Origin of the sequence: Streptomyces sp. CA-294286 (assembly GCF_050947155.1) — a bacterium.
Classification (GTDB): Bacteria; Actinomycetota; Actinomycetes; order Streptomycetales; family Streptomycetaceae; genus Streptomyces.
In genome coordinates this window covers 655,541-677,890 of the sequence record NZ_CP192005.1, presented here as the reverse complement: position 1 = coordinate 677,890, position 22,350 = coordinate 655,541, and the positions used below count along the sequence as shown (strand labels likewise).

Sequence of the window (22,350 nt, the reverse complement as noted above, 5' to 3'; positions counted from 1 at the left end):
CCGCACCTCGACCCGAGGAGACCGCCGTGCTGGACATCGCCGAAGAGCTGGACCGGTGGGCCCGGCAGGGACGGGAGTTCGCCGTGGCCACGGTCGTGGCCACCAGCGGGAGCTCGCCCCGGCAGCCCGGCGCGGCCCTCGCCGTCGACAGCGACGGCACGGCCATCGGGTCGGTCTCCGGCGGATGCGTGGAGGGCGCCGTCTACGAACTGTGCAAGCAGGCGCTGGACGACGGCCGGAGCGTGGTGGAACGCTTCGGCTACAGCGACGAGGACGCCTTCGCCGTGGGTCTGTCCTGCGGGGGCGTCATCGACGTCCTCGTCACCCCGGTGCGGCACGACTCCCCGGGACGCGAGGTCGTCGCGGCCGCCTGTGCGGCCGCCGCCGAACGGGGGACGGCGGCACTCGCCCGGATCACCCGGGGCCCGGCGGAACTCCTCGGCCGTCCGCTGCTCGTCCGTCCCGACGGCACGTACGAGGGCGGGCTCGGCGGGCACCCCGGCCTGGACCGCACCGCGGCGGCCGAGGCCCGCGCGCTGCTGGACGCGGGCCGGACCGGCGACCTGGAGATCGGCGCGGACGGCTCACGCTGCGGACAGCCGTTGACGCTGCTCGTCGAGTCGAGCGTGCCGGCCCCCCGCATGATCGTCTTCGGGGCGATAGATTTCGCCGCGGCGCTGGTCAGGGCCGGGAAGTTCCTCGGCCACCACGTGACCGTGTGCGACGCGCGGCCCGTCTTCACCACGCGGGCCCGTTTCCCGGAGGCGGACGAGGTGATCGTGGACTGGCCGCACCGCTACCTGGCCGCGACGCGGGACGCGGGCCGGATCGACGGCCGGACCGTCCTGTGCGTGCTCACCCACGACGCCAAGTTCGACGTCCCCCTGCTGGAACTGGCGCTGCGGCTTCCGGTCGCCTACGTGGGCGCGATGGGCTCCCGCCGCACCCACCTCGACCGCAACGAACGCCTTCGCGCGGTCGGCCTGAGCGAACAGGAGCTGGCCCGCCTCCACTCGCCGATCGGCCTGGACCTGGGCGCGCGGACGCCCGAGGAGACGGCACTGTCGATCGCGGCGGAGATCGTCGCGGCGCGCAGGGGCGGGACGGGCGTCTCCTTGACGGGTGCCCATACGCCGATCCATCGCGACGGGCCGCCGCAGGGGGCGCAAGGGCCGCAGAGGGCGTCGCAGCGGACAGGGACGGTCGCCTGACCCGGCCTTCGACCTGCCGACCCCGCCCCGACCCGGCCCGGCCCGCCCCAGTCCGCCCCGGCCACGCCCCGGACCCCGACCCGCCTCGGTCCGGTTCCGACCCCGCTCCGGCCGTCGACCCCGGCCATGGCCATCGGCCCGGACCCCGGCCCCGGCCATCGACCGCGGCCGGCCCGCGTCTGCCGCGGTCTCCGGCTCCGCCTGCCGCGCCGGACAGCCGCGCAGGACCCGGCACTCCCTTTCGGGAGTGCCGGGTTTTCTCGTTTTCCGCCCAGAGGAATATGGAAGAAAGAATTCCGCTCAACTTTCGCGATCCGGAAGTGATTTGTGTGAATCTCCAAGGGTGGTGCCTGTCAACGTTGACGTATTCGGACCAATTGAGGTTGCCAAGTCCTTTCCGGTGACGCATAGGTTGGAGACCGTCAACGGCGGGTGAACGAGGGGGAATTACGGTGCGGCAGTACACGCAGAATCCCGCGATCGGTGAACTCTCTTTATTCCTCCGACAGGACGCGGTCTTCCTCGAAGCGCCCGACGGAGTTCTTCTGCGGGGTGGCCGCGGTGACTTCTTCCTGAAGGGGAAGGCCCCTTATCGCTGGCTGGTGGCACTCGCGCCCGCGCTTTCCGCGGGGCGGACGCAGGACGAGTTGTGCGAAGGGCTGGACGCCGGGCGCAGGGCCGCGGTGGAGCGGATCGTCGGTCAGCTCGTGGAGGGAGGGTTCGTGCAGCGCCGCCGGGGTGAGCCGGATGCTCTGGTGGACCCCGCAGCGCAGCAGACGTACGCCGAACAGATCGCCTTCCTCGCCCACCACACGGAAACCCCGCTGGCTGCCTTCCGCCGGATCCGCTCAGGACGCGTGCTGGTCGTGGGGGAGGGCGAATCGGCGCGGGCGGCGGTGCGCATGCTCCTGCGCAACGGCGTGGGGCGCGTCGCACTCTGCGGGGGCCCGGCTCCCGACGCCGCCTCCCCGGGGCCCGTACCGGACGGCGGCCGACCCGGCACGGACGGCCGCGCGGACGACCTGGGGCGGGACGGCCTGGAGGAGGCCGGCCGGTTCGAACGGCTCCCCGCCGAGGACGACGTCCAGGTGCTCGCGGCGCTGGCACGCTGGAGACCGGACGCGGTGCTCGCCGTGCCGCAGGGCCCGTCGCTGCGGCTGCTCGACGCGCTCTTCCACCACGCCGCGCAGAATTCCCTGCTCTTCCTGGCCGGACGGCAGCAGGGAAAGGAACTGAGGTTGGGGCCGTTGCTCTCCGGCCGGAATTCTCCGTGCTGGACCTGCGCCCAGCTCCAGCAGGCGGAATACGGCCCCTCGGAATTCGCCGCGGCGCTGTTCGGTGAAAAAGTGTCCGGCCGGTCCCGGAATCGGGAAATTCTGCATCCCGCCGTCGCCGCCGCCGTCGGGTCCGAACTCGCCGCCGAAATGTTCAAGAGCCTCTCCGGATGCATGGAATCGGAACTCACCGGCGCTCTGGTGATTCGGGACGTTCTCTCGCTGGAGAGCGTCCGGGAGCCGCTGCACGCACATCCGCACTGCCCCGACTGCCCGCCACCCGCCGCCCCGGACGACCACGCGCAGCGCCTCCACGCCCTGGCGGCGGGGGAGCAGGACGTGGAGGAGGGCCGGCTGAGCGAGGCGCCCATGACCCCGCTGACCGGCCTGCTCGCGGCATACGACGACGCGGACCTCTCCCAGCACCTGGTCAAGACCGGCAGCGTCCGCCGCAACGGTCCGCCCGGACCGGCGGCATTCGGCCACAGCCACCTCTCGCTGGAGCGAGCCCGCGCGGACGCAGTGCGACGGCTCGCCGCGGACGCCGCGGCCCGCGCCGGGAGGCCGGCCTTCCTGCCCGTCCTGCGCGCCACTCCTCGGCAGGTGGCCGCGGACGCCGGGATCGCGCCGGCCGCGGCCCCGCTCCTTTCGCCGTCGCTCCGTACGGCCCCCGACGTGGGCGTCACCTGGGTACAGGCCCTGTCGCTGACCCGCCGCGCCGCGGTCTGGATACCGGCGGAGGCCGCCTTCGGCGACGCACAGGCGGACGTCCCCGGACCGACCGGCCACACGGCGGGCTCCGGCTTCGCGGAGACCGCGCTCTCGGGCATCCTCGCCGCGCTCCTGCGGGAGCGGCTGCTGGACCGCCTCGCGGGAAAGGCCGAGGCACAGACCCTCGTCCCGACCACCGAGGAGGCCGCACGCGCCGAGCTGTCGATCCTGCCCGCCCTGGAGCGACGCTCCGGCGAACTGCGGCTCTGCGAGCTGACCAGCGACGGACCCGCCCGGGTGGCCGTCGTAGGAACGGACGGAACCCAGCACCCGTCCGTACACGTGGCAGGCGTCGGCCTGAACCGTACGGACGCTCTCCTCGCCGCGCTCCTCGAACTGGCCGGAGTGCTCCAGAACCCGCACCCCGGCCCCCGCCTCGACGGCCCGCGCACCTTCGTCTGCCCGGACAACTGGCCGGCGCTCGGCCCGACCGGAGCCGTTCCCACCACCGGCCCCGCCGACGGCCCCGTACCTGCCGACCTGCAGGCCAACCCTCGGGCCGACCTGCCGGACAACCCGCGGGCCGATCTGACCGGCGTCCTGGAGGTGCTGCGCAGCACCGGCCGCGACGCCCTGTTCGTGAGTACGACACCGCCGTTCACGAGGCGCTCTGCGCCCCTGATCACCGGCCGGGTCCTGCTCACCCGCTGAACTTCCCGGCGGGCGACCGCCGGGGGCCTCCGGGAACCACCTGGAGGGCAGTCCCATCCCTGATGTCCACGAAGGAGCAACACATGAAGAACGAACTCGCAGAACTGAACAGCCTGTCCGTGGAGTCCTTCGAACTGGAGGCGGTCCCCGCCGAGCTCGTCCCGGACTCCCTGCACAGCAACTGCGTCTTCTGCTTCTGCCACTGCAACCAGGTCCCCGACAAGAAGTAGCGCACACGCGTGACCGTGGCGGCCGCCCGCAGGGGCGGCCGCCACGGCGCCGTCCACCGAAACACGGGAGTTCGCCGAAGCCATGGAGATCGTGACACTGCCCACCGACACGCGTCTGGACGCCGCGGTGGACGCGGTGCGGCAGGACCTCGCAGGAGACTTTGCCGCGTACGGACTCGACCTCCCCGGGTGGCGGGTGGAGATCGGCGTCCTCGGGCTCCCCGGCCCCGGCCCGCGCGAAGCGGCGGTCCCCGCGGAGCCGGACGCCGACACCCGCTTCGTCCTGCCGGTCAGGATGTACCGCGACACCGCACTCGTGGGGCCCGTCGTCCCTCGGGCCCCGGGAGCACGCCCCTGCGCGGGCTGCCTGGAGCGCCGCTGGATCCGGCTGCGCGCCGAGCGCGAGCGCGAAGCTCTGGAGGGGGACGGCGGCTGCCACGTGCCGGGCCCCGGCCTGCCACTGCTCACCGTCCTCGGCGCCCCGCACCTGGTCGCCGCGCTGGCCAGGCTGTCGGCGGAGGCGGAGGCGGAGGCGGGGCCCGGAAAGGGCGGGCCCTCCTGCACCGGAACGCCCGCCGTCAGCACGGCGGCCGGCGACACCACGGCCGACGGCGGCCCCACGGTGGGAGGTGGCTCCACGGCCGCCGCCACCACGGCGGACGGCGTCGGCAGGCAAGCCGACTGCACCGGGACGGCCGACGTCCTGGAGATCGACCTCCGCACCGGCCGCACCACCCGTCACCCCCTCCTCGCCGAACCCGACTGCCCGCTCTGCGGACCGCGCCGCCCCGACGCGCCCCCGCAGGACTCCGGCTTTCCCGCGCCGCGACCCGCCCTGCCGCCCGACGCCTCCCGACTGCGGCACTGGCGCGACCACCGCCTGCCGAAGCGGGCCCTGGTCAACCCCGTGTGCGGAGTACTCGGAGCCCTTTCCCCCGACTCGGACAGGGGAGCTGCGGTGAACGCGAACCTCAACGGGGCGATGCGGCTCGGCGGCAGCCGCACCGACGGGGTGCACCTGTACGAGGTGAGCTGGTCGGGCCATGCCGGAAGCTACGCCAAGAGCGAGGCGCTCGCCTTCCTGGAAGGACTGGAAAGGTACGCCGGGCAGCAGCCGCGCGGACGCCGCCGCGCCGAGCACACCTCCCTTCGCGCGCTGCGACGCCGTGGGCTGCCCGCCCTGGACCCCGCCACGGGCCTGGAACACGGTGCCGAGTTCTACGCACGGCGCGCCCCCGGCTACGTACCCTTCGACCCCGACCTTCCGGCGTCCTGGGTGTGGGGCCACTCCCTGCGCGACGGCGCCTCCGTCCTCGTACCCGAACAACTGGCGTACTACGGGCCCGGAACCCCGGGCCGGCGGTTCACCACCAGCTCCTCCAACGGCTGCGCCACCGGCAGCTGCCTGGAAGAGGCCGCCCTGCACGGACTGCTGGAACTGATCGAACGCGATGCCTTCCTGCTCACCTGGTACGGGGCCCAGCCGCCGCGTCCCCTCGCGACCGGGAACTGTGCCGGACCGGAGACGGCCGCGCTGATCGACCGGCTGGCCGGTGCCGGATACGGCATCCACCTCTTCGACATGCGCGTCGACCTCCCTGTCCCCGCCGTCCTCTGCCTGGCGAAGCGACACACCCCCGGCCCCGGTGACGTGGTGTTCTCCGCCGCCGCCTCGCTCGACCCGGCGGAAGCCGTGGCGTCCGCGGTGGGCGAGGCGGCCTCACTCGTCGAAGGGTTCGCCGACCGGGTGACCGGCGCGGAGCAGGACATCCTCGCCATGGCCGCGGACTACGACCGGGTGCGCACGCTCCACGACCACCTGATGCTCTACGGCCACCCGACCATGGCCGACCGCACGGACTTCCTCTTCGCGGAACAGCGCGAACCGCGCCCGCTCGCCGAGGTGTTCGCCGACTGGGAACGGGTGCGGCCCGCTCCCGCGGACCTGCTGGCGCAACTGGACTTCTGTGCGCGCGCCGTCGTCGACGCGGCCGGAGGCGACCTGGTCGTCGTCGACCAGTCGTCGCCGGAACAGCTACCGCTGGGGCTGCGCACCGTCGCCGTGCTGGCCCCCGGGCTCCTCCCCATCGACTTCGGCTGGGATCAGCAACGCGCCCTGCACAGCCTGCGGTTGCGCACCGCGGCGCACCGCGCGGGACGGCGCGCCGCCCCCCTGGGCGAGCACGAGATACACCGCCACCCGCACCCCTTTCCCTGACCCCGGGCCCCGCGCCCGCCGCCGCGTCCATGCGTCCCGGAGGAGAACGATGACCGCGTCGCCGACCAGACCCGCCGCGACCCGCCCCACCGCAAAAGGCGGGGCACGCCCCGATCCGTCCGCCGAGCGGACGGTGCTCGACTACGTCCATGCCGTACGCGACCGCTGGACGCGTCCGCTCTCCCCGCCCGGATTCGTGCCCGACTGGGCGGACCGGCCCTCCCCGCACACCCACCACCCGGCCGCCGACCGGCTTGCGCTGCCGCTGCACCGCGGTGAACTCACCGTTTCCGACGGCGCGTTCGACCTTTCGTCGTTGGCCTCCTTCCTCCAGCTCTCGGCGGGGCCGGTCGCCCGGCGCTGGCGCATCGACTGGAGTCCCGACACCGACGGCAGGGAGAGCGTCACCGGTGCGCGCTGGGGGCGGGGCACGGCCTCGGGCGGTGGCGCGTACCCGGTGGAACTGCTCTGGGCGGCGGGCCCCTCGGCCCCGGTGCCGGCCGGGGTGTACCACTACGCGTCGGGGCTGCACGCCCTGGAGGCCCTGCGGATCGGTGACCCGAGCCCGCGGATCCGGGCCGCGCTGGACGGCGCCCGGGATCGCGAACCGCGCACCGACCAGTTCCTGCTGTGCACCGTGCGGTTCTGGAAGACGGCGTACAAGTACAGCGACTTCGCCTACCACCTGATGCTGCACGACCTCGGCGCCTTCCTCGGGTCGTGGGACGCCCTGTGTCAGGAAACCGGCCTGGAGAGCCGTCCGCGGCTGTCCTTCGACGACGCCGCGCTGGCCGACGCGGCCGGCACGGAGCCGGGGGAGGGCGCGGTACTCGCCGTGCTGCCGCTCCCGTGGGCCACGGGGGGCGACGGGCCGTACGGGCCCGGACCCGACTGCGCACCAGTCGGCAGGGCACGGCACGAACGCTCCGTGCGCACCCGCAGGTTCGACCGGGTCGCCGCTGTGCACCGGGCGACCTCGGGCCGGGCCCGCCCCGGAACGCCCCCGTCACCTGCGCCCGAACCGGCGCGGAGCCTCGTCCCGCTGCCCACAGGGCCGACGCGCCGCGCGGCTCTCGTGGACGCGTTCGCCGTCCGGACGTCGGCCAACGGACTGCTCAACGGAGCACGTCCGCTCCCGGTGGCCGACCTCGGGGCGGTGCTGCACGAGGCGGCGGGCGGCCTGCGTACCGGCGAGGGCGGCCCGCAACCCACCGGCCTGCGCCTTTCCGTGCGCAATGTCGAGGCAGTCGCTCCCGGCGTCTACGACTACCTGCCGGAACGGCACGCCCTGGTCCCGGTCCCAGGTGTCCGGTACCGACCGCTGGACGAGAGGGTCTACAGCCTCTCCAACTACTCCGTCGGCCAGGCGGCCGTCACGCTGGTGCCGAACTGGCAGCCCGAGCACACCGTTCGCGCGGCCGGTGCGCGCGCCTACCGCCGGGCCGCGGTCGAAGCAGGGGCCACCTGCCAGCTCCTGCAACTCGCCGCTGCACGCCGAGGGTTGGCCAGCGGAGTGGTGCTCGGTTTCGACGGCCCGGTGCTCGAAGCGGCACTCGGGCTCGACCGGGAGGCCCGGCACGGACTGCTCTGCCTCTTCCTCGGCCCCCCGCAGGAGGGCGCGGCGCGGCTCGACGACCGCCTGTACTGAACGGGCCGCGACCGGCCGGTAACCGGCCCGCCGCGGCCCGTCCCCGCCCACCGCGACCGCACACCGCCCCGATGCGGCGACGGCCTCCTTCGCCGTACGACCGCCCCCGCCGCCACCTGCCCCCAGCCGCCACACCCTCCACCACCGCCCACACTTCGACCGGGAGCCGCCGTGTCCGTCCCACCCTCCGCCGTAAGCACCGGGGCCGCGTCCCCGAGCGTCTACCCGCGCGATCCTCACCTGCGGGGCGACCTGCTCGTCTTCGTGGCGGGCAACGACGTGTGGACCGCTCCTGCGTCCGGCGGCCCGGCGTGCCGGGCGAGCACCGAACAGGAGCCCGCCCGGTACCCCAGGCTGAGCCCCGACGGCAGGACGCTGGCCTGGACCGGCATGCGCGACGGCGCACCCGAAGTGGTGGCGGCCCCCGTCGGGGGCGGGTCCCCGGCGCGGCTCACCCACTGGGGGGACGCGCGGACCCGGGTGCTCGGCTGGGTCTCGGACGACGAGGTGCTCGCGGTGAGCACGGTGGGGGAGCGGCCCACCCGGCGCACCCGGGCGTGGGCCGTCCCGCTGGACGGCGGCCCGGCCAGGGCGCTGCCGTACGGCCCGGTGGCAGGCGTGGCCCACGGGCCGGGAGGAGCGGTGCTGGTGCAGACGCCGTCCATGTTCGGCGAGGCCGCGTTCTGGCAGGGCTACCGGGGCGGGACCACCGGCCGGCTCTGGCTGGACCGCCACGGCGACGGCGACTTCGTGCCCGTCCACACCGGACTGGAGGGCAACGTCGAATGCCCGATGTGGGTCGGCGGGCGTCTCGCGTTCCTCTCCGACCACACGGGCACCGTACAGCTGTGGTCGAGCACCCCCGACGGCGCCGACCTGCGGCAACACACCAGGCACCCGCACGCGGCCCGCAACGCGTCGAGCGACGGGACCCGCGTCGTGCACCACAGCGGCGGCCGGATATGGCTGTCCGCCGACCTGGAGCCCGGCACCGGGCCCGTACCGGTCGAAGTGCGTACCGCAGGCGCGCGACCGGGCCGGGAGCCGTACCTGGTCAGCGCGGCCGACGAGCTGGACGGCTTCGCCCCGGACCGGGACGCCCGGGGTGCCGTGCTGACGGTGCGCGGTTCCCTGCACCTGATGCCGGGAAGCGGGGAGCCCGCCAGACAGTTGCCCCTGGAGGCCGGAGCGCGGGCCAGGCTGCCGCGCGTCCTGGGGAGCACCGGGCGAGCGGCCCACGTGGTGGTGGTCGACGGCGTCGAGGCGCTGGAGGTCGTCGACCTGTCGGAGCCGGATCCCCTGGCCCCGCCGCCCGAGCCGCGCCGCATCGGAGCCGGCCGCATCGGCCGTGTGCGCGAACTGGAGGCGTCGCCGGACGGCCGTCGCCTCGCCCTCGCCACGCACGACGGCCGGGTACTCGTCGCGGACGTCGCCTCGGGCGAGTTGCGGGAGGTGGACCGCAGCACGGACGGCGAGATCACCGACCTCGTCCTCTCCCCGGACTCGCGCTGGCTCGCCTGGTCGCACCCGGGTGCCAACCGGCTGCGCCAACTGCGGCTCGCGGACCTGACGGACCCGCAGGCCGCAGTGGTCGAGGGGAGCCCGCTCCGGTTCAGCGACCGCTCGCCCGCGTTCACCCTCGACGGACGGCACCTGTTGTTCCTCTCGGAACGGAGCTTCGAGACCGCTCCCCAGGCGCACGTACTCGGGCTGTCCTTCCTGCCGGGCACCCGGCTGTACGCGCTCCGTCTCGCCGCGGACACTCCGTCCCTGTTCGCCGGAGCCGCCGGGGCGGGTCCGGACCGTACCGTGGCCGCCGACGGCGGCGAGGTACGGGTGGACCGGGAAGGACTGACCGAACGTGCCGAGCCCTTCCCGGTGCCGCCCGGCGACTACATCGACCTCCAGGCGGCCCGCGGCGGAGCGCTGTGGATACGGAAGAACGCCAGCGCCGACTGGCTGGCCGAACGGGGCACCCTGCTCCGCTGGGAGTTCGGAGCCTCCGCGCCCACCGAACTGCGCACCGGGGTGGACGCCTACACCGTGGGCGGCGACGGCCGCCGGATGCTGGTCCGCACCGAAAGCGGCCTGGTCTCCGCGCCCGCGGACGGTCCCGCGGGACCGGCGGTGGACATCCCGCTCGCCCTCGCGAGCGTGCTGAGTCGGGTCGACCCGCCCGCCGAATGGGCCCAGGCCTTCGCGGAGGACGGCGGGCTGATCGCCGACATCTGTGCCCGTGCCGACCTCGGGGGCCTGGACTGGAAGGCGGTCCTGGACAGCTACCGCCCGCTGCTCGGCCGGCTCGGCGACCAGGAGGACTTCCTGGACCTGCTCTGGGAGCTGCACGGACGGTTGGGCGCCTCGCACACCTATGTGAAGAAGCGGCCGCGACCGGGCGCCGTTCCCCCGCGGCGCCAGGGGCTGCTCGGCGCCGACCTGGAGCGGACGGCGGAGGGCGACTGGCGGGTGGCGCGGATCCCCGGGGGAGACGGCTCGGTGGACGGCGGCCTCTCCCCCCTGCGCGCGCCGGGTGCCGACGTACGGGAGGGGGACGTGGTGCTGGCGGTCGACGGGACTCCCGTCGATGCGGTGCGGGGGCCCGGCCCCGCCCTGTCGGGCCGGGCCGGCGTACCGGTACGGCTCACCGTGCGCGCCGCCTCCGGCGGGCCCGCCCGGACCTCGGTGGTGGTGCCCGTCGCGACCGACGGCACGCTGCGGTACCACTCCTGGGTCGCGGAGCAGCGCGACCGGGTGGCGGAGGAGTCCGGGGGACGGCTCGGCTACCTGCACATGCCGGACATGATGGGAGACGGCTGGGCACAGCTGCACCGTGACATGCGCACCGAGTTCGCAAAGGAGGGCCTGGTACTGGACCTGCGGGAGAACGCGGGCGGTTTCCTCTCCGAACTCGTGGTCGAACGCCTCGCCCGCCGGGTGCTCGGCTGGCGGGTCTCGCGGCAGGGCGCCGCACTCAGCTACCCGTCGCTGGCCCCCCGCGGGCCGGTGGTGGTCGTCACCGACGAGTTCACCGGCTCGGACGGGGACGTGGCGGCCGTGGCGGTGCGGGCGCTGGGCATCGGACCGATCGTCGGCGTCCGGACCTGGGGCGGCGTCAACGTCATGGACTGGAACTTCTCCCTCGTGGACGGCACCGGTCTGGTGCTCCCGCGCGAGGCCTACTGGTTCGAAGGCCCCGGCTGGCAGGTGGAGAACCACGGCGTGGCACCGGACGTGGAGGTGCCGCGTACGCCACACGACTGGGCAGCCGGTCACGACCCGCAACTGGACACGGCGGTACGGGTCGCCCTGAAGAACCTCGACGAACATCCCGCCGCGACGCCTCCACGGCTCGGGTGATCCCACGGACCGGACGCGGTGAGGTTCTGCGGGGGGCGCGAAACGATGAGCGCGGGGCCCCCGTCAGGACGACGGCACCTGACGTCCCCTCACCCGTCCGCCCCCTCCCGGCTCGCCGCCCACCCGGCTCTGACGCACCGTTAAATGTGCGGCCCGGGCGCATGAGAACCTGCCTCACTCTTGACGCGCACTTTGCCCTGGGCAACTCTCGTGCGGGAACCGCTCCCGCACGTCCTCGCGACCCAGGAGTGCCCCATGCGACCCGTGCAGCCCGTACCGACCCCGAGTCCGGATCCGCGACACCGCCGCAGGCGCCGCCCCCTGCACCGCCGTGGCACCCTCGCCCTGGCCGCCCTCCCCCCGCTCGCGGCGGGCGTCATCTGGGCCGTCACCGCGGGCCCGGCGTCCGGCGCACCCGAGCCCCCCGCGCCCGCCGCGGGGCCGCCCGCCCCGGCCCTCACCGGCTCCCCCCGCCTCTACACCCCCCTCGCCAACCCGGACGCCTACAAGCAGGCGCTCAAGCTCGGGCAGGCCGGCGGACGCGTCGGCAGGGACGCGGTCGGGATCATCGGCATGGTGCGCACCCCGCACGCCGTCTGGTACGGCGACCAGACGCCCGCGGCCGTCGAGAAGGACGCCCGCGCCGTCACGCGGGACGCCGAGGTCGACGGCTCCATGCCCGTCCTCGCGCTCTACAACATGCCCGGCCGTGACTGCTCCCACTACTCCGCCGGCGGCGCGAGCAACACCGCCGAGTACAAGGCGTGGATCGACGGCGTCGCCAAGGGCATCGGCAAGCGCGACGCGCTCGTCGTCCTCGAACCGGACTCGCTCGCCCTGCTGCCCTCCGAATGCGGGCAGGGCGACGCGAAGGAGAAGACCGAGGCCCGCTACGAAGAGGTCAACTACGCGGTCAGCACCCTCGCCGCGCTCCGCAACACCCGCGTGTACCTCGACACCGGGCACGCCGGCTGGCACGACGTCGCCGGCATCGTGCCGCGCCTGGTGAAGGGCGGCATCAAGAACGCCACCGGCTTCTACACCAACGCCTCCAACTACCAGACCGACGAGGCGAACTCCTGGTACGGAAAGCTCATCTCGTCCTGTCTCGCCCACGTCGACGCCGGCGGCAAGGCCGAGGACTGCCCCTCCCAGAAGGGGCCCAAGGCCGCGGCTGAGGCATGGATCGCCGAGAACGTCACCACCCCGCCGGGCAGCATGAAGCACTTCGTGACCGACACCAGCCGCAACGGCAGGGGCCCCTGGACGCCGCCCGCCGGCAAGTACACCGAGCCGCAGGACTGGTGCAACCCGCCGGGGCGCGGCCTCGGCGTGCGGCCCACCACCCGCACCGGCGACCCGCTGCACGACGCCAAGCTGTGGATCAAGACGCCGGGCGAGTCGGACGGCCTGTGCCTGCGAGGCACGCCGGGCCCCAAGGACCCGGAACGGGGCACGGTCGATCCCAAGGCCGGCGACTGGTTCCCGGAACAGGCCCTGGAACTCGTCCGGCTGGCCAACCCGCCGCTCCTGCCCCCGGGCCGCGCGGGGCAGCCCGACGGGAGGGAGCCGGAGGGCGCGTCCGCCGGCTCCGGCATCGCGGAGGGCGAGCCCGACCCGGGGCGGTGACGGCCACCGCGCGGGCCCCGGGCGGCGACGCCCACCGCGCGCCCCGGGCGGTGACGCCCACCACGCGCCCCCGGGGGGCGGGATGCGCGCGGCCCCCCGTGCCGCTGTAGCACCAGGGGCGGGGTGCGCGCGGCCTGCCGTGCCGCTGTAGCGTGGGCCGGATGGGAACTGCCGTACACGTGCCCCAGACCCGGGACATGATCGGGGACGAGCTCTCCGGCGACGAGGCGTTCACCGCTCTGCGGCACTACGGGGGCCGCAAGCTGCTGATCGACGCCTTCGCCCGGTTCCGGTACGCCGACGGATTCAGTCACGCCCGCTCGCTCGGCTACCAAGTGGTGCTCGGCATCGTTCCGTTCCTCGTCGCCGTGGTCGGCGCGGCGGCCACCGTGCACACCGACGCGGTGGGCCGGGTCGTGGAACGCACCCTCGTCGGGATCGTCCCGGGCAACAGCGCCGACCTCGTCGCGGAGGCGTTCGACGAGGCACGGCGCAGCGCCGTCGCGGGCACCTGGACGGCCGTCGCGATGTGGACCGGCCTCGTCTTCGCGCTGGTCAACCTGACCTCCGCGATGGCACAGATCGAACGCGGCGCCAACCGCATCTACGGGATCGAGCGGGACCGGCCGTTCCCCCGCAAGTACGGCCGGAGCATGCTGCTCGCCGGGGCCGCCGGAGTGCCGCTGGTGCTCGGCTTCCTCGTGCTGGTCGCGGGCGACGCCGTCGGAGACGCACTGGCCGCCGCGCTCGGCCGGCCGGGCTGGTGGCTCGGCTGGTGGCACGCCATGGACATCCCGGCGGGCGTCCTGCTGGCCTGGGTGGCCTCGGCGGTGATCCTGCGGTGGTCACCACGCCGACGCCAACCCGGGTACACCTGGCTCGCGTTCGGGTCCGCCGTGCACCTGGTGCTGTGGGTCGGCTCGACCTGGCTGCTCACCGTCTACGTGGCGCACAGCGGCAGCTTCGGCGCACTGTACGGCCCGCTGACCGCCTTCGTGGCGCTGCTCCTGTGGGCCAATCTCACCGGCGTCGCCCTCTTCCTCGGCGTCGCCTTCGCCGCCCAGCTGGAGGCGGCCCGCGCGGGACTCACCGACGCGGTGCGCCCCGACCCGGGCCCCGGCGGCGAGGACGACTTCCCCGTACCGTTGGCCGACCGCGCACAGGCCCCCGCCGACGACTCCGCGAAGGACCCCGGGGGCGCGCCCGCACCCGGCCCTACAGGTAGCGCCTGATCGGCGTGACCGACGCCTCCCGCAGCCGCTGAAGCACGCCCCGCCGACGCCACCTCGTCCCGTCGATCGCTTCGCTGCGGGCCACGTCCTCGTCGAAGTGCCCGTCCAGGACGGCGGTGAACTCCTCGTCCAGCACCGCCAGCATCACTTCCTCGTCGTGGTCCAGGGACCGCCGGTCGAAGTTCGTCGAACCCGTCAGCGTGGCCACCGAGTCGACCGTGATGATCTTCGCGTGCATCATCGTCGGCTGGAAGTGCCAGATCTTCACCCCGCAGGCCGTCAGCTCCTCGTAGTGCTGCTGACCCGCCAGCTGGCACACCCGCTTGTCGGTGTGCGGGCCCGGCAGCAGCAGTTCCACCTCCACACCGCGCCGCGCCGTCGCACACAGCAGCTCGATGAAGTACGGGTCGGGGGCGAAGTACGCCGTCGCCAGCCGTACCCGTACCTCCGCCGACTCCAGCACCACCCGCAGCAGGGTCTGCATGTCCTGCCAGCCGAAGCTCGCCGACCCGCGCACCACCTGGACCACCGCGTCGCCCTGCGCCCGGTGCTCCACGAAACGGTCGCGGTCGTCGAAGAGTTCGTCGCTGCACTCCGCCCAGTTCTGCGCGAAGGCCGCCGCCACCCCGTCCACCGCCGGTCCGCACACCTCCACGTGCGTGTCCCGCCACTCGCCCGGATGCCTGGCGTCCCCGCACCACTCCTCCGCGATGCCCACACCGCCCGTGAACGCGCACTCCTCGTCCACGATCAGCGCCTTGCGGTGACAGCGGTGGTTCTGCTTGAGGGGCGAGAGCCGCAACGGCTTGCGGAACCAGGCGACCGTCACCCCCGCCGCGTCCATCTCGGCGAGGAGTTCCTTGTCGATGAGCCGCGAGCCGAACCCGTCGAGCAGCAGCCGTACCCGCACCCCCGCCCGCGCCCGCTCCGCCAGCGCGAACGCGAAGTCCCGGGCGATGTCGCCCTTCCAGTACACGAACGTCATCATGTCGATCGTGTACCGGGCCTCCGCCACCGCCCGCAGCATCGCCGGGAATATCTCGTCGCCGTTGCGCAGCGCCGTGAGACGGTTCCCCTCGGTCGCGGCGATGCCGATCAGCCGCTCCAGCCGCCGCCGGATGCGCTGTTTGCGGGCTGCGGCCTCGGTGCGGTCGCCCCCGCCCGGCGACAGGTGGGCGGGTATGGGATCAGCTGTCATGACGACGCGGCTCCTGGAAGGGCTGCTGGCAGGGGGCGGGGGCAGGTGGCGGCTCAGCGCACCTCGACGCCGATCAGACACGTGTCGTCGTCGGTGTCGGAGCGGCTGTGGGTGAGGAGCTGGTCGAGGTGCTTCTCCAGCTCGGGCGGGGCCTTGCCCGCCAGCGCGAGGAGCTGCTCCAGGGACTCCTGCACCGTGCGGTCGCGCCGCTCGATCAGGCCGTCCGTGTACATCAGGAGCCGGTCCCCGGCCTCCAGGACGAGTTCGTCCTCCGTGTACGGGGCCAGGCCGATCGCCCCGAGGAGTATGCCGGGCGGCATGGGCAGCGCCGCCGCGGCCCCGTCCCGCACCAGCACCGGCGGCGGATGACCCGCTCGGGCCCAGCGCAGCAGCCGGGTCGCCGGGTCGAAGATGCCGCAGATCGCGGTGGCGGTGACCTGCTCGGTGAGGTGGTGGGCGACCGAGTTCAGCCAGCCGAGCAACTGGGCCGGCCCGGCCCCCGTGGCGGCGAGCCCGCGCAGCGCGTTGCGCAGGACGACCATCCCGGTCGCCGCGTCGATGCCGTGCCCCGCGACGTCGCCGACCGCGAGCAGGACCTTGCCGTCGGGGAGCGCCACCGCGTCGTACCAGTCGCCGCCGACCAGGTGCTCCTCCTCGGCGGGCCGGTAGCGGACCGCGACCAGCAGTCCGGAGGTGTCCACCGCGTCGCGGGTCGGCGGCATGATGGCCTGCTGGAGCTGGAGGGCGAGCCTGCTGCGCTCCGCCGCCTGCTCCTCGGAGTCCGCGAGCCGGTCGCGGGTGGCGGCCAGCGCCACCTCGGTCCAGTGCTGCGACGACACGTCCTGATAGGCGCCGCGCACCGACAGGATGTTCCCGCCCGGGTCGGTGACCGGTTCGGCGACGATGCGGATGTGCCGCATCACCCCGTCCGCCCGGCGCAGCCGGAACGCCGTGGACGCCGAGTGGCGGTGGTGCATCAGGGTGCGCAGGAAACGGCCGATGGCCACCGAGTCGTCGTCGTGCGCGTGCCGGTGCAGCCGCTCCAGCGGAACCGGAGAGGAACTCGGCGGCAGACCGAACAGGGAGAACAGCTGACTGTTCCACAGGATCTCGCCCGTGACGGCGTTCTCCTCGAACCCCCCGATCCGGCCCAGGCGCTGGGCGTGCTGGAGGAGGGAGGCCAGACGGGACGCCTCGTCCTCCAGCCGCCAGCTCAGCAGCACCGAGTCGCCGTAGCGGCCGATGCCCACCGACGCCACGGACACCAGCGGCACCTCGTCCACCTGGGAGCTGAGCGCCATGCGGCCCGCCCGGAAGGGCTCGCCGGTGGCGTGCACCCTCAACAGGTGCTCGTACAGGCCGCCCTGCTGGGCACTCAGCGGGTACGCCTCCAGCCAGCGCATCCCCGTCAGCAGCGACCGGGAACGGCCCGACAGGTCGGTGAAGCGCCCGTTGGCGTACGCGATGTGGAAGTCGACCACCTCGTCGCGGTCGTTGAGGAGCGGCAGCAGCACGAGCGCCGGGTCGAGCAGGCCGTCCGCGAGGTCGGCGAGCGGGCCCGCCTGCTCGTCCGGCGGCACGCCCGCCGCCGCGGCCGACACGTCGATGCCGGGCAGGGTGTGCGCGCACAGGTCGGCGAGCGCGTCGAGCTGCCGGGTGGCCGCCTGGGTCAGCGGGGGCTGCGGCTGCGGCCAGCACACCTCCAGCACGCCCAGGATCCGGCCTCCCACCTCGGCGGGCAGGATGCTGCGCGCCCCGTCGGTGCCGTGGCGCAGCCCGATGCCGGGGGTGTCGGTGGGCAGTGTTCCGTACCAGCGCGGGCGGCGCTCGGACATGACCTGCTGCGCCCAGGTGCGCACGCCCGGCGGCACGTACCGCCAGCGCTCGGCCTCGCCGCGGGAGAAGCCCGCGTGCCCGGCGAGTATCAGAGCGCCGTCGCGACCGGCGGCCCACAGCGCCAGCGCACTCGCGCCCAGCGGGGCGAGCGCCTGCTCGAACAGCGACTGGACGGCGGTCTGCGCGTCGCCGGTCATCGATCCGGTCTCGGCGGCCCGCAGCCGCAGCACGTTTCCGGGCCGGGCGGAGTCCCCGGATCCCGACGCACCCGCCAGAGCCTGCGCCGGAATCCGGGGCGCGGAGTCCGCGAGGTCCGTCCCCGGCGCGTCCGGGGCGACGCCGGCCGACGCGGGACCGTCGGCGAAGAACACGTCCCGCCCCGGCCGGCCGGCCGGGAGGGCGTCCGCGGGGAGCATCCCCGGCGGGGTCCCGTCGGCCCGGAGCAGTTCGGACGGGAGCGAGCCCGGCGGCAGGCCCTCCGTCCGCAGGAGGTCGGCCACCAGCTCCTCCGCCCGCAGCACGCCCGTCGCGAGCGTGCCCGGCGGCAGGGCCTCCGCCACGTGGTCGTCGGCCGCCCCGTTCACGATGTCGGCGGCCAGTTCGAGCAGCGGCAACCGCGCGGCCTCGGCCAGCTGCTCCAGGTGCAGTGCCGCCTCGGCGGGCCCGCCCTGTCCGCGTTCGACGAGGATGCCCGTCGCGATGCCGATCAGCGCCCGTGCGTCCGCGGAGTCCTGAGCGAGCGTCAGGTCGCGACGCAGCTGCTCGATGGTGGCGGCCAGCGCGTCCAGCGGCTGGGTCGCCGCGAGGGGAGCGGGCCGCCCGGCACCGGCCGGGGGGCCGTCCGGGGGGAACGCGGACCCGTCCGGGGTGAAGGACCCGCCGGGGACGAAGGGTTCGTAGGGCCCCGAGGCGTCCCCGCTCACCGGGTGAGCCAGGTGCGCATGCGGTCCACCAGGTCGCCGGCGTCCACGGGCTTGGTGATGTAGTCGCTGGCGCCGGCCGCCAGGCACTTGTCCCGGTCGCCCTCCATCGCCTTCGCGGTCACCGCGATGATCGGCAGGTCGGCGTGCTCGGGCATGGCGCGGATCGCGGCGGTCGCGGCGTACCCGTCCATCTCGGGCATCATCACGTCCATCAGGATCAGTTCCACCCCGCCGTGCATGGCGAGCACCTCAAGGCCCTTGCGGCCGTTGTCGGCGTGCAGCACGCGCATGCCGTGCAGTTCGAGGATGCCGGTCAGGGCGTACACGTTGCGGGCGTCGTCGTCGACGACCAGGACGACCCGGCCGGACAGGTCGAGCGCCCCGTCCCCTTCGGCGTCCGGGGCCTGCGCCGGCTCCTCGGCGGGAGCCGTGGGACGCACCAACGGCAGGACGTCCGCGGGCCGTTCCGCCGTCAGGTGCAGCGCGATGCGCTCGCGCAGTTCGTCCAGACTGGGCAGCAGCTCCAGGGGTTTGGACTTCGACCAATCGACGATCCGCTGTTCCTGGCCCGCCTCCAGCGGCCGGGTGTGGTGGGCGAGCACCGGCACCTGGCGCAGTGCCGGATCGCCGTCCAGCGCCTCCAGGAGTCGCATCGCGGACCCGCCGGGCATGTCGAGGCCGATGACCACGCAGTGGCACGGCTCGTTGGCGAGCGCCGCGGCGGCCTCCTCGGGGCCCACGGCCGTACGGACGTGCACGGGCCCCCGGTTGTCCGGCAGCGAACCCTCCGCAAGCTCCGCGACCGCGCTCTCCGCGACCAGCGACAGCAGGCCGCGCGGCCGGTCCTCTATGACCAGCAGCCGGCGCTGCTGAGCCGGTACGACCGCGGCGGGCGCCCCGGACGCCTTCTCGCCGCGCTGCGCGAGGGCCGGGTCCGCGTACGCGGCGGCCGACTCGAAGCGGGCCACCGGGATGTACAGCGTGAAGGTGCTGCCCTCGCCGGGTGCGCTGGTCACCTGGATGGCGCCACCCAGCAGGTGGGCCATCTCCCGGCTGATCGACAGACCGAGGCCGGTGCCGCCGTACTTGCGGCTGGTCGTGCCGTCCGCCTGCTGGAACGCCCCGAAGATCGCTTCGAGCTGCGGTTCGGCGATGCCGATGCCGGTGTCCATCACGCGGAACGCGACGGCCGGGCCGTGCGGGCGCACCGACGGCGGCAGGTCGTTCCCGATCGCCGGGTCGATGCGCAGTTCCACCGCGCCCGTCTCGGTGAACTTCACCGCGTTGGAGAGCAGGTTGCGCAGCACCTGGCGCAGCCGCGAGTCGTCGGTGACCAGTTCGGCGGGCGCGCTCGGCGCGACGCTGATCCGGAAGTCCAGGCCCTTCTGTGCGGTCATCGGGCGGAAGGTCGCCTCGATGTAGTCCAGGAGGGTCCGCAGCGCCACCGGCTCCGGATTGACGTCCATCTTTCCGGCCTCGACCTTCGACAGGTCGAGGATGTCGTTGATCAGCTGGAGCAGGTCGGAGCCGGCCGAGTGGATGACGCCCGCGTACTCGACCTGCTTGGGGGAGAGGTTGCGGGTCGGGTTCTGGGCGAGCAACTGGGCCAGGATGAGCAGGGAGTTGAGCGGGGTGCGCAGCTCGTGGCTCATGTTCGCCAGGAATTCCGACTTGTACTTGGAGGCGATGGACAGCTGCTGCGCCCGGTCCTCCAGCTCCTGCCTGGCCTGCTCGATCTCCAGGTTCTTGGCCTCGATGTCCCGGTTCTGGGAGGCCAGCAGTGCCGCCTTCTCCTCCAGCTCCGCGTTCGAGTGCTGCAACTCCTCCTGCTGCGACTGGAGTTCCTCGGAGCGGGACTGCAACTCCTCGGCCAGCCGCTGCGACTCGCCGAGGAGTTCATCCGTACGGGCGTTGGCGACGATGGTGTTCACGTTGACGCCGACCGTCTCCATGAGCTGTTCCAGGAAGTCCCGGTGCACCGGGGTGAAGCCGCCCACCGAGGCGAGCTCGATCACGCCGAGCACCTGACCCTCGACGACGATGGGGAGCACGAGCAGGCTGCGCGCGTCCGCCGACCCGAGGCCGGAGGAGACGGTGACGTATCCCGGCGGGAGGTCGTCGACGGCGATCGTGCGGCGGCTGCGCGCCACCTGGCCGACCATCGACTGGCCCAGCTCGAAGCGGACCGGCCGGTTCTCGGATCCCTGGAAGTGTCCGTACCAGCCGATGAGTTCGAGCACGGAGCGGACGCCCGCACCGTGCGGGGTCTCGTGCGCGAGGTAGAACGCCCCGTACTGGGCGCCGACCAGCGGGGTCAGCTCGTCCATGATCAGTTCGGCGACGACGGTCAGGTCGCGCTGCCCCTGCATGAGGCCGGAGATGCGGGCCAGGTTGGTCTTGAGCCAGTCCTGTTCCTGGTTGGCGCGGGTGGTCTCGCGCAGGGACTCCACCATCGAGTTGATGTTGTCCTTGAGCTCGGCCACCTCGCCGGAGGCGTCCACGGTGATCGAGAGGGTGAGGTCGCCCTCGGCGACGGCGCTGGTCACCTCGGCGATGGCGCGCACCTGCCGGGTGAGGTTCCCGGCCAGCTCGTTGACGTTCTCGGTGAGCCGCTTCCAGGTGCCGGAGACCCCTTCGACCTCGGCCTGACCGCCGAGCCTGCCCTCGGAGCCCACTTCGCGGGCCACCCGGGTGACTTCGGCGGCGAACGAGGAGAGCTGGTCGACCATGGTGTTGATGGTGGTCTTGAGCTCCAGGATCTCGCCCCGGGCGTCGACGTCGATCTTGCGGGTCAGGTCGCCCTGTGCGACGGCGGTGGTCACCTGGGCGATGTTGCGGACCTGCCCGGTGAGGTTGTTCGCCATCGAGTTGACGTTGTCGGTGAGGTCCTTCCAGGTTCCGGCCACGTGCGGGACGTGCGCCTGACCGCCGAGGATGCCCTCGGTGCCGACCTCGCGGGCCACCCGGGTCACCTCGTCGGCGAACGCGGACAGCGTGGTCACCATGGTGTTGATCACACCCGCGAGCGCGGCGACCTCGCCCTTGGCCTCGACGTTGATCTTCTGCGAGAGGTCGCCCTTGGCGACGGCCGTCGCGACCTGGGCGATGGAGCGCACCTGGCCGGTCAGGTTGGAGGCCATCACGTTGACGTTGTCGGTGAGGTCCTTCCAGGTGCCCGAGACGCCGCGCACGGTCGCCTGGCCGCCCAGGTTGCCCTCGGTGCCGACCTCGCGGGCGACCCGGGTCACCTCGTCCGCGAACGCGGAGAGCTGGTCGACCATCGTGTTGATGGTCTCCTTCAGCTCCAGGATCTCGCCACGGGCGTCCACCCGGATCTTCTGTGAGAGGTCGCCCTTGGCGACGGCGGTGGTCACCTGGGCGATGGAGCGCACCTGGGCGGTCAGGTTGTCGCCCATGACGTTGACGGACTCCGTCAGGTCCTTCCAGGTGCCGGAGACGCCCTGCACGTCCGCCTGGCCGCCGAGCCGCCCCTCGGTGCCGACCTCGCGGGCCACCCGGGTCACCTCGTCGGCGAAGGACGAGAGCTGGTCGACCATCGTGTTGATGGTGTTCTTCAGCTCGTGGATCTCGCCCTGGGCGTCGACGTCGATCTTGCGCGTCAGGTCGCCCTTGGCGACCGCCGTCGCCACCTGGGCGATGTCGCGCACCTGAGTGGTCAGGTTCCCCGCCATCGCGTTGACGGAGTCGGTGAGGTCCTTCCAGGTGCCGTCCACGCCGGGCACTTCGGCCTGGCCGCCGAGCCGGCCGTCGGTGCCGACCTCGCGGGCGACCCGGGTGACCTCGGAGGTGAACAGCGACAGCTGGTCGACCATGCCGTTGAAGACGAGAGCGATCTCGCCGAGGAGCCCGTCGCGGTCGTCGGGCAGTCTCGTGCCGAAGTCGCCGTCCCGTACCGCTGTCAGCCCGGCAAGCAGCTGCCGCAGCTCGGGCTCGCCCACCGAACCGGCCGTACCGCCCGGTCCTTTCGGCGTCCGCCGCCTGCTCGTGTCCGTACCGCTTGCCATGGTCCTGTCCACCCCTCCACCGTGATTGCTCGACGCCGGCCCGCGCAGGGGGCGGCACCGGTACGACCAGCTCACTTCCGAACGGGCGTTCCGTGGGTCATGGTGCCACAGTTGCCGTACGACAAATTTTGCCGCTTCCGGATCCGC

General features: G+C 73.5%; 11 protein-coding genes. 8 read left to right on the top strand and 3 right to left on the bottom strand.

Annotated features, from left to right (window positions below; translation table 11 throughout):
* Positions 1 to 26: 26 nt before the first annotated feature.
* The 8 genes from ACQPZG_RS07810 to ACQPZG_RS07775 all read left to right on the top strand — a co-directional run bounded on the left by ACQPZG_RS07810 (position 27) and on the right by ACQPZG_RS07775 (position 14,221).
* The gene (locus ACQPZG_RS07810; RefSeq protein WP_433545102.1) at positions 27 to 1,211 is read left to right on the top strand and encodes an XdhC family protein; all 1,185 of its coding nucleotides are present in this window, start codon (positions 27 to 29) and stop codon (positions 1,209 to 1,211) included.
* 452 nt (positions 1,212 to 1,663) lie between these two features.
* Positions 1,664 to 3,907: a TOMM precursor leader peptide-binding protein gene (locus ACQPZG_RS07805; protein ID WP_433545101.1), complete on the top strand. Its 2,244-nt coding sequence runs from the start codon at positions 1,664 to 1,666 to the stop codon at positions 3,905 to 3,907.
* A gap of 83 nt (positions 3,908 to 3,990) precedes the next feature.
* On the top strand, positions 3,991 to 4,137 hold the full coding sequence (locus ACQPZG_RS07800; protein WP_433545100.1) for a hypothetical protein: 147 nt from the start codon (positions 3,991 to 3,993) through the stop codon (positions 4,135 to 4,137).
* 82 nt (positions 4,138 to 4,219) lie between these two features.
* Positions 4,220 to 6,355: a TOMM precursor leader peptide-binding protein gene (locus tag ACQPZG_RS07795; RefSeq protein ID WP_433545099.1), complete on the top strand. Its 2,136-nt coding sequence runs from the start codon at positions 4,220 to 4,222 to the stop codon at positions 6,353 to 6,355.
* Between the two features lie 49 nt (positions 6,356 to 6,404).
* Positions 6,405 to 8,003, top strand: coding sequence for a nitroreductase family protein (locus ACQPZG_RS07790; RefSeq protein ID WP_433545098.1), 1,599 nt, complete (start codon positions 6,405 to 6,407; stop codon positions 8,001 to 8,003).
* Positions 8,004 to 8,174: 171 nt separating this feature from the next.
* Complete coding sequence (locus ACQPZG_RS07785; RefSeq protein ID WP_433545097.1) at positions 8,175 to 11,360, top strand: S41 family peptidase; 3,186 nt, start codon at positions 8,175 to 8,177, stop codon at positions 11,358 to 11,360.
* Between the two features lie 255 nt (positions 11,361 to 11,615).
* Positions 11,616 to 12,989, top strand: coding sequence for a glycoside hydrolase family 6 protein (locus ACQPZG_RS07780; protein ID WP_433545096.1), 1,374 nt, complete (start codon positions 11,616 to 11,618; stop codon positions 12,987 to 12,989).
* A 161-nt stretch (positions 12,990 to 13,150) separates the two neighbouring features.
* Complete coding sequence (locus ACQPZG_RS07775) at positions 13,151 to 14,221, top strand: YihY/virulence factor BrkB family protein (protein WP_433545095.1); 1,071 nt, start codon at positions 13,151 to 13,153, stop codon at positions 14,219 to 14,221.
* Here ACQPZG_RS07775 and ACQPZG_RS07770 read toward each other — a convergent pair.
* Genes ACQPZG_RS07770 through ACQPZG_RS07760 form a run of 3 tightly spaced genes read right to left on the bottom strand, consistent with a single transcriptional unit; the run spans position 14,205 to position 22,203 of the window.
* A complete protein-coding gene (locus ACQPZG_RS07770; protein WP_433545094.1) occupies positions 14,205 to 15,419 on the bottom strand; it encodes a phospholipase D-like domain-containing protein in 1,215 nt (404 codons plus the stop codon). The genes ACQPZG_RS07775 and ACQPZG_RS07770 overlap by 17 nt on opposite strands.
* Positions 15,420 to 15,472: 53 nt before the next feature.
* Positions 15,473 to 18,178 carry a SpoIIE family protein phosphatase gene (locus tag ACQPZG_RS07765; protein ID WP_433545093.1) on the bottom strand — a complete coding sequence of 902 codons (2,706 nt, stop codon included), beginning with the start codon at positions 18,176 to 18,178 and terminating at the stop codon, positions 15,473 to 15,475.
* Entirely contained in the window at positions 18,175 to 22,203 is a 4,029-nt protein-coding gene (locus tag ACQPZG_RS07760; RefSeq protein WP_433545092.1) for a HAMP domain-containing protein, read from the bottom strand. Before ACQPZG_RS07760 ends, ACQPZG_RS07765 begins: the two co-directional genes overlap by 4 nt.
* Positions 22,204 to 22,350: the final 147 nt, after the last annotated feature.